Below are 14,291 nucleotides of genomic sequence, written 5' to 3'. Positions count from 1 at the left end.
ATATGAAAATGACAGATTATTCAATAAAAAATACAATAGTTATAAGGTTTTTAGTTTTTATATTATTTATAGGTGGAATTTTTTCTTATATTAGACTTGGAAAATTAGAAGACCCTGAATTTAAAATAAAAGAAGCTTTAGTAATTACTCTTTATCCACAGGCTGATGCTCATACTGTAGAACTAAATGTCACAGATAAAATAGAAGAAGCACTAAATAAAATTCCTAATATAGATTATCTTCAAAGTGTTTCAAAACCAGGATATTCAGAAGTAAAAATTAAATTAGATGAGGGAATAGATAGTGATAAAGTAGAACAATATTGGGATAATGTGAGAAGAAAAGTTTCAGATGCTCAATTAAACTTACCTTTGGGAGTTGTTCCAAGTATTGTATTAGATGATTATGGAGCTGTTTATGGAATGTTTTTAGCTGTTACAAGTGATGGTTATACTTATTCAGAATTAAAAAGATACACTGAATATATAACAAAAGAATTAAATTCTATAAAAGGAATAGCTCAAGTTGCTCAATTTGGAAAACCAACAGATGCCATTGAAGTTATAATAGATAGAGAAAAAATCAATTCAATGGGAATAAGTGATAAAAGTATAAGTTTAGCTCTTTTATCTCAAAATCTTATCACAGGTGGTGGAACTATTGACTATGGAGATTTAAGAGTAAATTTAAGATTAAATAATGAAATAAAAACAATAGAGGAACTTGGTGATTTAGTAATTTTTTCTAAAAAATTACCAAATGGAACAGATGAAATTATAAGATTAAAAGATATAGCACAATTAAAAAGAGATTATGTAGAACCAATAAATCAAAAAATGTATTATAATGACAAAATGGCAATGGGAATTTCTCTTTCCCCTGTTACAGGAACAAATGTTGTAGAAACAGGAAAATTAATTGATGAAAAAATAGCAGAATTAAAAGAAAAATTACCAGTAGGAATTAATATAGAAAAAATTTATTATCAACCAGATTTAGTAACCTCTGCAATAAATAATTTTGTATTAAATCTTATAATGTCAGTAGTAACAGTTGTAGGAGTATTACTTTTTACTATGGGAATGAAAAGTGGACTTATAATAGGAAGTGGATTAGTTCTTTCAATATTGGGAACTTTAATTTTTATGTATATTTTAAAAATAGATATGCAAAGAGTTTCCTTAGGTTCTTTTATAATAGCAATGGGAATGTTGGTTGATAACTCAATAGTTATTGTTGATGGTGTATTAGTAAATAGAAATAAGGGAATGGAGATGGAAGATGCTTTAAAAGAAGCTTGTTATAAACCAGCTTTACCACTTTTAGGAGCTACAGTTATAGCTGCCATAGCTTTTATGCCATCATATTTTATGCCAACATATGCTGGAGAATATGTAAGTTCCGCCTTTTTAATAATAGGAATTTCTCTTATTTTAAGTTGGTTTTTATGCCTTACTCAAACACCTGTATATTGTAAATTATATTTGGAAAATGAACCAATAAAAAAAGAAACTAAAAAAGAAAAAAAATTTTATAAAAAATGTCATAGATTATTGTATGCTCTATTAAGGATAAGAAAAACTACTTTAACAGTATTATTAGGAGCTTTTGTAGTTTCTTGTTTAATGTTTTTAGGAATACCTAGAACATTTTTCCCAGACTCTGATAAAAAAGGATTTACTATTAATATGTGGGCACCTGAGGGAAGTAAAGTAGAAGTTGTTGAAGAGAAAGCTAAAGAGTTAAGTGAGTATTTAAGAACAGATGAAAGGGTAAAAGATATAACAATAACTGTTGGAGCTTCTCCATCAAGATATTATATAGCAACTTTACCAGAAATGCCAAATCCATCTTTTGCTCAATTAATAATTAATGTGAAAAAAACAAAAGATGTTGATATAATAGGGAAAAAAGCTATGGATTATGCTCAAAAAAATATTATAGGAGTTACTACTAGTGTAAAAAAATATCCTAATGGAATTCCAACTCAATATCCAATAGAGATAGCTTTTTCTGGACCAGACCCAAAAATTTTAAGAGAACTTTCTAATAAAACTATAAATATAATGAAAAAATATCCAGAAGCTCTTAATATAAAAACAAATTGGAGAAATAAAATTTTAACTTGGGAAGGAGATTATTCAAAAATAAATGGAAAAAGAGCTAATATTTCTCCATTAGATATTAGTACTTCTCTTATGAGAACAACAGATGGTTTACCTATTGGAAAATTAAAAGAAAATGATAATTTAGTAACAGTAATTTTAAAAGAAAATAGTGAAAATAAAAAAAATCAAATAGATAATCTTAAACAAACACCAATTTGGGGAACAAATTTCACTTCTCAATCTTTGTCTTCAGTAATTGAAAATGATAAATTAACATATGAAGAGGGACAAGTATGGAGAAGAAATAGAATAAGAACAATGATAGTTCAATGTGATGTTCCTGTTGGAATTAATGCTGAAGAAGTTAGAAGTAAATTTAGTAAAGAAATTGAAAAAATAAATTTACCAAAAGGTTATAAAATGTATTGGTTAGGAGAATATTATGAACAAGACAAAAATAATATGGCTTTATTGAAAGCTGTGCCTGTTCCAGCTCTTATGATGTTAATAATTTGTGTATTATTATTTGGTAGTGTGAAAATAGCAACTTTAATATTTATAAGTTTACCATTAGCAATGATAGGAATTGCTCCAGGACTTATAATAACAGGAAAGACTTTTGGATTTATGTCAATAGTAGGTTTTATATCTCTTTCAGGAATGATGATAAAAAATATAATAGTTTTAGTTGATGAAATTAATTATGAGATTAATGTATTAAAAAAAGATAAATTTACAGCTCTTATTGATTCAGCTATAAGTAGAATAAGGTCAGTAGGACTTGCTGCTTTAACAACAATTTTTGGTATGATTCCTTTACTTTGGGACCCATTATATAAAGATATGGCAGCTACAATAATATTTGGACTTTTTGCTTCTACAATTCTTACATTATTTATATTTCCTATTATTTATAGTGTAGTTTATAATATAAAACCAAACTTAAAATCAAAAAAATATTCAAGAAGATTTGGAGGAAAAAGATGTCTAGAAAATTGATGTTTTGTAAAAAACAAATTTTTAATAAAGCTTTTGAAATTTTTTTAGAAGAGGGAATGGATAAAGTTACAGCTAGAAATATTGCTAAGATTGTAAATTGTTCAACAACTCCAATTTATAGTTATTATCAATCAATGGAAGAATTAAAAAAAGAATTAATAAACCATTTGGTTGTAGAAATTAAAAAATATGTAGATTGTTCTTATACAGAAAATGAATACGTTAATAAAAGTATAGGTTTTTGTAAATTTGCAAAAGAGAAGAAAAAAATATTTTTATCAGTATATAAAAATAAAGATTTTTTAAAAAATATTGTTATGGATTTTTCTAAAAAAAATATAGAGTTTGATTTAAAAAATTGGTGGATTTTTGTGTATGGTTATTCAGTTCTCATAGGAAACTCTTATATATCTCCAGATTTAGAAGAAATTAAAAATACTTTAATAAGTAATGAGAAAATAATTTTAAAGAAAAATTAAATTAATTGATTTTTTTTAATTTTTATAGTAAAATATAATCATTCTTTACAATTAATTCTTATATATTTGGGAAAAATTATGAAATATTTTTAAAAGGGGAAAGAAAAATATATGGAATTAAAGTTATTTTTTGATGAAAACACCGAGAATAAAACTATTCTTGGAGAGTTAATCGAAGATAAATACAAAGAAGAAAAAGTTTTTACAAAGAAACATAATAGAGAGGTTTATTTATTAAAAATAGATAATACAGATTATGTTTTGAAAAAAGAAGTCTCTAAAGGACCTTTTGCATTAAAAAATAAAATAAAAATGATGCAAGAGAATATAAAAAGATTAAGAGCAAGAGGTTTTGAAAATACTTATAATGTAAAAGTCATAGCCGAAGAAAAAATACACCCGTTTTTTAAAAATATTTATTATGTTACTGATTATATAAAGGGAGATACTCCTAAAAGTAAAGAAGATTTTGAAGAAGTAATGAAACTTATAGTAAAATTACATGAATTAGGGCATTATCATGGAGATTGCAAACCAGAAAATTTTGTAAAAACTGAAAATGGAAAAATCATAATGATAGATAGTAAATTTAGAAAATCTATTTTTAATAAGCTTGGAATGTATAAAGATGTTTTAAGATTACAAAGATTTTCTGATAATAAATTGGATTTGAATAAATATTTTAAAAAATATAAAAAACATTTTTTATATTATATAGCTATTTTATTAATCTATAGAAGAGATATTTTTAGAGGAAAAAATAGTTTTTGGAAAAAAGTATTATAAATTGAATAAAATAAAAAAGCACGATTATTTCGTGCTTTTTTTATTAAAACTTATATAAGTCCAATAGTATATTCTACAAATAATGCCACAATTACAACTAATAAAGATACGATAAATCCATGAACCATAGGAGAAGTACCAGACTTTCTCATTTCCCTAAAGCTTGTATTAAGTCCAATAGAAGCAAGAGCAGCAACCATTAAAAATTTACTTGATTCTTTAAGAAAATTTGAAAGTGAAGAAGGAATTATTCCAAAACTATTTATAATAGCTAAACCTATAAATCCAAAAATAAACCAAGGGAAAATAGTTAAAACATATGATTTTGTTTTTACACTAGCTTCAGCATTAACATTTTCTTTTTGTTTTAAACGCATATTGATAACAGCAAAAATAATAACAACAGGAATTATAGATAAAGTTCTAGTAAGTTTTACCATTGTAGCAAAATCTCCAGCAGCTTCACTAAAAGCATATCCAGCAGCCACAACACTAGAAGTATCATTAACAGCAGTACCAGCCCATAAACCATAGGCAATATCAGATAATCCCATCCATTTTCCAATTATAGGGAATAAAATAATCATAACCATATCGAAAATAAATGTAGCTGACATAGCATAAGCAATATCACTATCTTTTGCATCTATAACAGGAGATATAGCAGCAATAGCTGAACCACCACATATACCAGTTCCTGCTGAAATAAGATTAGAAAGTTTCCAATTTAGTCCTAATAATTTTCCAATTACATATCCTCCACCGAAACATGTAAATAAAGTAAATAACATTATAGTTAAAGACATTTTTCCAATATTAACAACAGTTCCAATACTTAAAGAAGCTCCTAATAATATAATGGCAAATTTTAAAATTTTCTTAGAAGTAAATTTTAAACCTACTTGAATTAATTCAGTTGGTTGATAAAAATGATTGATAACCATTCCTATAAAAAGAGCAATAACTGAAGCTCCTACTAAGTGGATAGGTAATAAGTCTTCTAAATATTTAGAAACTCCCGCAATTATTAAAGAAAAAATAAATCCTGGTAATATTTTTGTGATATTTTTCATAAATTCCTCCTGATATTTTTTATAGATTGATTTTAACATAGAAAAATGATAAAATCTAATAATCATTTATTATATATTGATAATAAAATTTTATTAACGGAGATGAAAGATGTTAGATTATAGAATGATAACTTTTTTAAAATTATGTGAAAAAATGAATTATAGATTGACAGCAGAAGAGTTACATATGACACAACCAGCAGTTACTCAACATATTCATTATTTAGAAGAGGAGTATAATTGTAAACTTTTTAATTATGATAAAAAGAAGTTAGAAAAGACAGAGAGTTGTCTTATATTAGAAGAGTACGCAAAATCAGCTTATTATAATCATATAAAAATAAAGGAGATTATAAATTCTGAGAAAAAAATAAAAATAAGAATGGGAGTAACAAAAACGATAGGAGAATTTGTGATAAATGAAAAAATAAGAAAGATGTTTGAAAATATTAACTATGATTTTTCTTTAGTAATTGATAATACAAAAAAACTATTGGAACTTTTAGAAAAAAATCAATTAGATTTTGTTTTGGTAGAGGGGATTTTTGATAAAAATAAATATGAATATGAGCTTTATAAAAAAGATGAATTTATAGGAATTTGTAATAAAAAGCATAGATTTTTTAATAAAAAAGTAAAGATAGAAGAATTATTTGATGAAAATATTATAGTAAGAGAAAAGGGTTCTGGAACTAGAGCAATTTTAGAAAAGATTTTAGAAAGTAAAAATTTCTCATTGAATTCTTTTAAAAAGCAAATTTCTATTAGTAATTTTTCTTTGATAAAAGAATTAGTTCAAGGAAAGGTAGGGATATCTTTTGTTTATGAATCATTTACTAAGAAATATAATGATATAGGAAAGTTTTTCTTAGAGGAAAAAATAGAAAGGGAATATAATTATGTAACTTTGAAAAATACTTTTGCAAAAAATTATATAGAAATTTTTAAAAATATATAAATAAAAAAGAGGGTTGTTATATAAAAACCCTCTTATATTTTTATTTTCTTTTATTTTTTCTGTTAATTCTTATAACAAACCATACAATAATTCCGATACTAACAGGTAACATTGCAAGATTGGCGATAGCTAAAGGACTCATAATTTACCCCCCTTTTTTTTAAGATTAGGAATGCTCCAATCAATTTCCTTTTCTCCTAAAGATTTTAAGATTTCATTAACTTTTTTGAAGTGACCACAACCGAAAAATCCACGACTAGCAGAAAGAGGACTTGGATGAACTCCCTCAATTATAAAATGTTTTTTATTTGTAATAAGTTTTTTCTTAGATTTTGCATTATTTCCCCAAAGAATAAAAATTACAGGAGAATCTTTTTCGTTTAGAAGTTCAATAATTCTATCTGTAAAAATCTCCCAACCTTGTCCTTTATGAGAATTAGGTTGTCCCTCACGAACTGTTAAAACAGTATTTATCATAAGGATACCTTGTTTAGCCCAAGAAACCAAATAACCATTATTAGGAGGTTTGATTCCCAATTCATTTTCAATCTCTTTATACATATTTTTTAATGATGGTGGTGGAGTGATACCAGGTTTTACAGAAAAAGCAAGGCCATGTGCTTGTCCCTCTCCATGATATGGGTCTTGCCCTAGTAATAAAACTTTTGTATCCTTGTAACTAGAAAGTTTTAAAGCTGAAAAAATATCATTCATATTAGGGTAGATAGTTTGAGTTTTATATTCATTTACTAGAAAACTTCTTAATTTTTGATAATACTCTTTTTCAAATTCAGGTTTTAATAATTCGTCCCAATCATTTCCAATATTTATCACAAAATCACAACCTTTCATAAATTTTATAAAGAAAAATCTTTTTTAGTATCTACAATATTTCCACATTCTGGAATTATTTTTTTCATTCCACAACCTAAGCAGCCAAGTCTACAATCATGAGATAAAGTTTGAGCCTTAGCTTTTTCATATTCTCTCTTTAAAAATTCCTTTGAAACTCCAATATCAATAATATCCCAAGGAAGAGTTTCATCAAAACTTCTTTCTCCAAGATAATAATCAACACTTAATCCAAGTTCATTTAAAGCTTCCATCCATAAATTATAGTTATCTCTATAATCATCTAATTTAACACCTTTTTTGAAAGCTAATTCTATTAAATCACCAGTTCTGCTATCTCCTCTTGAAATTAATCCCTCTAATAAAGATTTTTTAGGTGGATGAATTTTTAAAGCTACACCTTTTAAACCTGTAAATAATCCTTTTAAGAAATTATGTTTTTCTACCATTTCATCCATAGACATTTGTTTACACCATTCAAAAGGAGTATGAGGTTTTGGTACAAAGTTAGAAACACTAGCAGTGATATTTATTCTTTTATCTATACTTCTACACATTTGAGAAACTTTTTTAACAAGCTCATAAATTCCTTGTACATCTTCCATAGTTTCAAAAGGAAGTCCAATCATAAAATAAAATTTTAATGACATCCAACCAGCTCTTACAGCAGCTTCAGCTGTAGCCATAATTTCATCTTCAGTAACACCTTTATTTATTATATCTCTCATTCTTTGGCTTCCAGCTTCTGGAGCAAAAGTAAATCCTGTTCTTTTTCCTCCACTTATAATTTCAGCAACTTTAACAGAATGAGGATTCATTCTAAGAGATGGAAGTGAAACTCCAACACTATCACAAGAGTATTTAGATTTTATACCACTGATAAGTGAATCGATATTTGTATAGTCACTACTACTTAATGAAGAAAGAGAAATTTCTGAATGTCCTGTATTTTCTATTAATTTTGAAACAAGTTCTATATTTTTTTCTAAACTTCTCTCTCTAACAGGTCTATATACAATTCCAGCTTGGCAGAATCTACAACCTCTTGTACAACCTCTTTGAATTTCAGCAGTGGCTCTATCGTGGACTATTGCCATATAAGGTATAAGTTGTTCATCATATAAATCACATTTATTTAAGTCTTTTACAATAGCCCTTTGAACTTTTTTATTTTTATTATGTAGACTAGGAATGTAAATTCCTTGAATATTTGAAAGAGCTTGTAATTTTTCGGCCTTTGTTTTTCCCTTTGTAGCTACTAAAATTCTAGCAAGTTCAGGCATATTTTCCTCACCGTCACCAACCATTAGAAAGTCTACAAATTTTTCAAGAGGAGCTGGGTTCATAACACAAGTACCTCCAGCCATTATAAGAGGATATTCCTCCCCTCTTTCCTCTCTTCTTAAAGGAATTCCTCCAAGAGAAAGAGCATTTAACATATTTGGATAACACATTTCATAAGAAAGAGAAAATCCAACTACATCAAAATCTCTAAGTTCACTTTTAGTTTCTAGAGAAAACATAGGGATATTATTTTTTCTCATAATATCTTCCATATCGTCCATAGGCATAAAACCTCTCTCTAAATAGAAACCAGGGACTTTATTCATAAGAGTATATAAAATTTTAATTCCCAGATTTGACATTCCAACTTCATATATATCTGGGAAAACAAGACACATATTACTTGTCCATGCATCTTTATGGCAACTGTTTATTTCATTTCCGAGATATTGAGCTGGTTTTTCAACTGATAAAAGATATTTACTTATATTTACTTTCATTATTACCTCTTTGTATTATTTATCATCTAATTGTTGGAAGATTTTCATATTTTCATCATAATATTTATCATGATGATGTTTTGCTAATATCCCAACATTTAAGTTTATATTTTTTAATTTTTCATAGGAAAGATTAGGATGATTTTCTAACTCCTTATCTCCTACTAAAACTTTTTTTATTCTTTTAAATAAAGAAAAATTTTTCTTACCACAATCATGAAGAAGGGCAAGTTTTTGATAATCTTTATTATTTTTTAATATTTCATTATTTAAAATTAATTTGAGTAAATTAAAAGAGTGAATTTTTTCATACCTACTCATTTTGTTAAAAATTTCAAACTCTTCTGAATTTAAAATTTCCCTTACTAAAAGATTATTTTTTTCATCATATTTGCAAAATAAGTATGTATAAACTTGCTTCACTCTAGATAAAATCATATTCCCTCACAATAACATTTCCAAGAGATTTTTTTAATTTTTTGATGTTAGAACCATTTTTACCTATAACTTCACCTTTTTTAGAAGGATTAACATATAGAAGATAAGTATCTCCTAAAGAGTTTCTTTCAATCTTTTCTACATTGTCAATCTTTAAATCATCAACTTCTGTAAAAATATTATTTAATAATTCATCTTCTAAAATTACACTATGAAGTTTTAAATATTTTCCAGGCAGAGGAGTTTTTTCTCCTGTAAGAATAAATCCACTTGTTATTCTAACCTGTTTTGGCATAAATGAATCTCCTAAAAAAATAAGTTGTCCATTTTCATAAGTAATCTCCACAGTTCTAATATGTTCTTTAAGATTTTCTCCTTTAGAATCAGTAAATATACTTACATCATAAGTACCACTATACTCTTTGCAAAGAGTTTGAATCTCCTCTTCAGAACGAGTTATTAATTTTTTAGGATATTGATATATATATTTTCGTTGTTTTACATAATCAGGGAAAACGAGATTAGGAAAAGTTTTTCTACAACGAGTTATTTTCATTTCCCCCTTAGCTAAGCCGTTGAATTCAGATATTATTTTCTGAATATTTCTGTTGAAAGTACTACTAACATAAAGACAATTACTTCCGGAAACTTTAGCATCTGTCCTTCCTCCTTGTTGGATACCTTTAGCCCATGTAAAGCCTAAAGAGTTCATAAGATTTTTAAACTGACCTTTTACACTTTTTTTATTTGTAACCTCATCAAAAGAGTCAAAATACTTTCCTTGATAAAAAATATCAAATATATAACCGATTTTATTAGTTTTTTCTAAAGCTCTTATATCCATATTTCTCTCTTTCAAAAAATAAATTACACATGCATTAAATTATAACATAAAATCTTTGGTTTCACAAGATTATTTATACCATTTTTGTTTTAAAATAGTCCCTTTATTAGAATATTGAATTTCTTTTTCAATTTCTCCCTCTTGATTAAATTCTTTCCAAGTACCTGTTTTTTTGTGTTTAGTAAGATTTCCAATTTCTTTTATCTTTCCATTGTTCCAATAAACAATATATCTTCCTGTACCATCTATAATTTCACTTGTATCAAAAAGAAGTCCATTTCTGTTATACCACTCAATAGTTCCTTCAACTTTTCCATCTTTAAATGGAAAAATAGAACGGATATTTCCATTAGGATAATATGTAATTTGGTTTCCTACTTGTTTTCCAGATACAAAATATTTTCTCATTCCAATATTTCCATCATCTCCAAACCAAACTTGAGCTCCATCAAGAAGTCCATTTTTATATTCTTCAAAATATAAAAGATGTCCTATATATCTACTTGTAAAAACTCCTGTAAAAGGAGTAGTTTCTCCTGCAACATAAGCAATTTTTCCTTTATAAACTTTTTTTTCAATGGCCACTTCTCTTAAAGATTTATTTAATTCTTTTTCTGATTGTAAAATAATTTCTGTATTTGTTTTTAAATTTTTTATATTGTTATTAGTAGAAGTACAACCTACAATTATTGAAAGAATAATTAAAAGTAAAAATTTTTTCATAAAATTCTCCCTATCTTTTAGTATTTTTTTAAAATATTATAACATAAAATTTAGAAAAATAAAAAATAATTAAAAAAATAATATAGAAAAATTTCTTTTTATGAAGTATAATTTGATATCACTAGAATTTTTTTATAGGAGGTAAGAAAATTAGAACTATAAATATTTTAGATGAAAAGGTTTCTAATATGATAGCTGCTGGAGAAGTTGTAGAAAGACCAGCTAATATGATAAAAGAACTTTTAGAAAATTCTATAGATGCTAAAAGTACAGAGATTTCAATCAATATAAAAAATAATAATAGATATGTAAAAATAAGTGATAATGGGATAGGAATGTCTAAGGAGGATTTATTACTTTGTATTGAAAGACATGCAACAAGTAAAATTTCTACCAAAGAGGATTTATTTAATATAATGACTTATGGCTTTAGGGGAGAGGCACTTTCTTCAATAAGTTCAGTTTCAAAAATGACTATTTCTTCAAAAGATAAGGATAGCGAAATAGGAACTATGTTAACTTCTTTAGGAGGGAAGATAACTAATATTCAAGAAATCTCAAGAGGAGTAGGGACAGAAATAGAAGTTAAAGATTTATTTTTTAATACTCCAGCAAGACTTAAGTTTTTGAGAAAAGAGATTACAGAATTTAGAGCTATAAAAGATGTGGTATTGTTAGAGGCTTTGGCAAATCCAAATGTTTCAATAACTCTTTTAAATGATGGAAAAGAGGTGTTGAGGACAAGTGGAAGAGGGATGAAAAATACAATTCTTGAAATTTTTGGAAAATCTACTTTAGAAAACTTAGTATCTTTTCCATTGGGATTTTTAGGAAATATATCTCTTAACCGTTCTAATAAAGATTTTATATTTATTTTTATAAATAATAGGCCTGTAAAATCACAACTTATAGAAAATGCTTTAATTGATGGATATTATACAAAACTTATGAAGGGAAGATACCCTTTTGCAATTTTATTTTTGGAATTAGACCCAAAAGATGTAGATGTAAATGTGCATCCTACTAAAAAAATAGTTAAATTTTCTGATGAAGAGTATGTATATAATTATGTTTATGATGAGGTAAATAAAAAACTTTTTGGTGATGATGATTTTATAGCACCTGTAATAAAACCAGAAACTAATGAGAATTTTTTAAATATAAAAGATTTTCAAAAAGAAGTAATTCAAGCTGAAAAAATCTCTTTAGACCTTTCAATACCAAAAGAAGAAAAAATAGAAGAGAAGGTTGTTGAAAAAAGTTTTGAAGAGGAAAAATTTATTGTTAATGAGCCTATTAGTGAACCAAAAATTCAAAATATTACAGAAGAAAAAACTTTGGAAATAAATAAAGATTTTGAAAAAAAAGAAAAAAATTTAAAAAAAATCTTTGCAAATAACGAAAAAATTGATACACTAGAAGGTAGAGAAAACGAAAAAATTATAGAAAAAACAGAAGAAAAATATTACAAAATAATAGGTCAATTAAATGATACATATATTTTAATAGAAAGAGATAATAATTTAGAAATATATGACCAACATATAATTCATGAAAGAATATTATATGAAAAATATAAAAAGGCTTATTATAATAAAGAGATATCAATACAGCATCTGTTAGTACCTATAAAATTTAAAGTTTCTAACAAAGAGAGAGAATTAGTTGAGGAAAATATGGAAACTTTAAAAAGTTTTGGATTTGATATTGATTTTTTTGAAAAAAATGATATTCTTGTAAGAGGAATACCAAACTTTAAAATTTTATGTAGTATTGAAGAATTAGTAAAAAATATCATAGAGGATTTAAAAAATTCAAAAATAAAAAATTCTCTATTAGAAGAAAGTATAATAATGACATCTTGTAAAGGTGCAATAAAAGCAAATCAAAAATTATCTATTGAGGAAATGAAAATTCTTTTGGATAAATTATTTGAAATAGAAGAATACACTTGCCCTCATGGAAGACCGATTTTATTAAAACTTTCTTTAAGGGATATAGAAAAACATTTTGGAAGATTAGGGAGTAAATAAGGAGCTATTTTGAATATAAATATTATTTGTATAGGAAAAGTAAAAGAAAAATATATTTTAGATGGAATAGCTGAATTTTCTAAGAGGATGCAAGCTTTTGGAAAATTTAAAATAATTGAGTTAAAAGAGTTTGGAAATGATTCTGATAGAAGTACTTCTATAGAAAAAGAATCAAAAAGTATATTTGAAACTTTAGAAAAAAATAAGGGCTATAATATATTACTAGATATACAAGGAAAAAATATATCTTCAGAGGAAATGGCTAAGGAGATAGAAAATATTTGTATAAAAGGGTACAGTACTATTAACTTTATAATAGGTGGTTCTTATGGAGTATCTGATGAATTAAAAAAGGAGTCAGATTTTAGATTGAGTTTTTCAAAAATGACTTTTCCTCATCAACTAATGCGTCTTATACTATCTGAACAAATTTATAGATGGTTTAGTATAATTAATAATATAAAATATCATAAATAAAAGTTTAACTTAGGAGGGATTTTTATGTTTTTACCTGGAGATTACTTTACAGGAAGAGTTCTAGGAGATGAAATTGAATTTGAAATTGTAGCTACATTAACTTATGATAATGATGATTATGTAATTGCTGAAAGTAGCGATGGAGAAAAATATGTATTTTTAGCAAATGATGAGGAAGATTTAGAGTATATTGATGACGAAGACCAAGTTGAAGAAATCTTAGAATATTGGGAAGAAGAGTATGGTGACGACAAAGAAGATATTGGGGATTGGGAAGATGATGAGTACTATGACAGAGAAGATACTCGTAATTCAAGAGAAAGATTTGATAATGAAGATTACCATGATGAAGAGGATTATTAATGAAAGTTCTTTTAAGACTAAAAACTTTGGAAAATCAACAAAGTTTAATTGAAAAAGAGATAAAAGCTTTAAAAAAAAATGATGGAAATCAAATAGAATATATTTATATAGATGAACTTGGAAGAAATATTATAAAGCTTTTTAAAGATTCTGTTATAATAGAAAGAGTTGGAAATACTAAAACATCTCTTTTATTAAAAAAAAATTTGGAAACAACATTTAGATATAAAAATCAATATCTTAATGTAGAATTAAGTTTATTTACTAGAAAATTAGAAATTAAACCAAATGGTTTTGCAACAGAATATACAATATATCAAGGAAAAGAAGAAATTAATAAAATCTTTATTTCTATAGAAGAAATATAGGAGGAT

General features: G+C 25.9%; 14 protein-coding genes. 8 read left to right on the top strand and 6 right to left on the bottom strand.

The features are described 5' to 3' along the window. Positions 1-2: 2 nt before the first annotated feature. From T364_RS10375 to T364_RS0102870, 3 genes are all read left to right on the top strand, one after another. A complete protein-coding gene (locus T364_RS10375; RefSeq protein ID WP_051532622.1) occupies positions 3-3,107 on the top strand; it encodes an efflux RND transporter permease subunit in 3,105 nt (1,034 codons plus the stop codon). Beyond that, on the top strand, positions 3,092-3,586 hold the full coding sequence (locus tag T364_RS0102875) for a TetR/AcrR family transcriptional regulator (RefSeq protein WP_027128241.1): 495 nt from the start codon (positions 3,092-3,094) through the stop codon (positions 3,584-3,586). Before T364_RS10375 ends, T364_RS0102875 begins: the two co-directional genes overlap by 16 nt. Before the next feature lie 111 nt (positions 3,587-3,697). Continuing rightward, complete coding sequence (locus tag T364_RS0102870) at positions 3,698-4,372, top strand: lipopolysaccharide kinase InaA family protein (RefSeq protein ID WP_027128240.1); 675 nt, start codon at positions 3,698-3,700, stop codon at positions 4,370-4,372. 50 nt (positions 4,373-4,422) lie between these two features. On the opposite strand, the gene T364_RS0102865 is transcribed toward T364_RS0102870, so the two are convergent. Further along, positions 4,423-5,445, bottom strand: a complete 1,023-nt coding sequence (locus T364_RS0102865) for a YeiH family protein (RefSeq protein WP_027128239.1) — start codon at positions 5,443-5,445, stop codon at positions 4,423-4,425. 109 nt (positions 5,446-5,554) lie between these two features. Between T364_RS0102865 and T364_RS0102860 the strand changes: the two genes are divergently transcribed. Continuing rightward, on the top strand, positions 5,555-6,403 hold the full coding sequence (locus T364_RS0102860) for a LysR substrate-binding domain-containing protein (RefSeq protein WP_027128238.1): 849 nt from the start codon (positions 5,555-5,557) through the stop codon (positions 6,401-6,403). Positions 6,404-6,541: 138 nt separating this feature from the next. Here the strand turns inward: T364_RS0102860 and T364_RS0102850 are convergent, their stop codons facing one another. From T364_RS0102850 to T364_RS0102830, 5 genes are all read right to left on the bottom strand, one after another. Continuing rightward, positions 6,542-7,237, bottom strand: a complete 696-nt coding sequence (locus T364_RS0102850; protein WP_027128237.1) for a uracil-DNA glycosylase — start codon at positions 7,235-7,237, stop codon at positions 6,542-6,544. Between the two features lie 23 nt (positions 7,238-7,260). Beyond that, positions 7,261-9,039, bottom strand: coding sequence for a TIGR03960 family B12-binding radical SAM protein (locus tag T364_RS0102845; RefSeq protein ID WP_027128236.1), 1,779 nt, complete (start codon positions 9,037-9,039; stop codon positions 7,261-7,263). 15 nt (positions 9,040-9,054) lie between these two features. After that, a complete protein-coding gene (locus T364_RS0102840; protein WP_027128235.1) occupies positions 9,055-9,477 on the bottom strand; it encodes an HD domain-containing protein in 423 nt (140 codons plus the stop codon). Further along, positions 9,464-10,321 carry a KH domain-containing protein gene (locus tag T364_RS0102835; RefSeq protein WP_027128234.1) on the bottom strand — a complete coding sequence of 286 codons (858 nt, stop codon included), beginning with the start codon at positions 10,319-10,321 and terminating at the stop codon, positions 9,464-9,466. Before T364_RS0102835 ends, T364_RS0102840 begins: the two co-directional genes overlap by 14 nt. 69 nt (positions 10,322-10,390) lie before the next feature. Continuing rightward, on the bottom strand, positions 10,391-11,044 hold the full coding sequence (locus tag T364_RS0102830) for a toxin-antitoxin system YwqK family antitoxin (protein WP_027128233.1): 654 nt from the start codon (positions 11,042-11,044) through the stop codon (positions 10,391-10,393). 149 nt (positions 11,045-11,193) lie between these two features. Between T364_RS0102830 and mutL the strand changes: the two genes are divergently transcribed. The 4 genes from mutL to T364_RS0102810 are packed head-to-tail and all read left to right on the top strand — an operon-like array spanning position 11,194 to position 14,285. Continuing rightward, complete coding sequence (gene mutL / locus T364_RS0102825) at positions 11,194-13,077, top strand: DNA mismatch repair endonuclease MutL (RefSeq protein ID WP_035945252.1); 1,884 nt, start codon at positions 11,194-11,196, stop codon at positions 13,075-13,077. 9 nt (positions 13,078-13,086) lie between these two features. Further along, positions 13,087-13,554: a 23S rRNA (pseudouridine(1915)-N(3))-methyltransferase RlmH gene (rlmH, locus tag T364_RS0102820; protein WP_027128231.1), complete on the top strand. Its 468-nt coding sequence runs from the start codon at positions 13,087-13,089 to the stop codon at positions 13,552-13,554. A 24-nt stretch (positions 13,555-13,578) separates the two neighbouring features. After that, the gene (locus T364_RS0102815) at positions 13,579-13,917 is read left to right on the top strand and encodes a DUF1292 domain-containing protein (RefSeq protein ID WP_027128230.1); all 339 of its coding nucleotides are present in this window, start codon (positions 13,579-13,581) and stop codon (positions 13,915-13,917) included. Further along, entirely contained in the window at positions 13,917-14,285 is a 369-nt protein-coding gene (locus T364_RS0102810; RefSeq protein ID WP_027128229.1) for a DUF1934 family protein, read from the top strand. The genes T364_RS0102815 and T364_RS0102810 overlap by 1 nt, the downstream gene beginning before the upstream one ends. Positions 14,286-14,291 lie beyond the last annotated feature (6 nt).

It is taken from the genome of Fusobacterium perfoetens ATCC 29250 (genome assembly GCF_000622245.1).
GTDB lineage: Bacteria > Fusobacteriota > Fusobacteriia > Fusobacteriales > Fusobacteriaceae > Fusobacterium_B > Fusobacterium_B perfoetens.
Note: the sequence above shows the minus strand (reverse complement) of the source record. Positions and strands in the feature narration are given on the sequence as shown.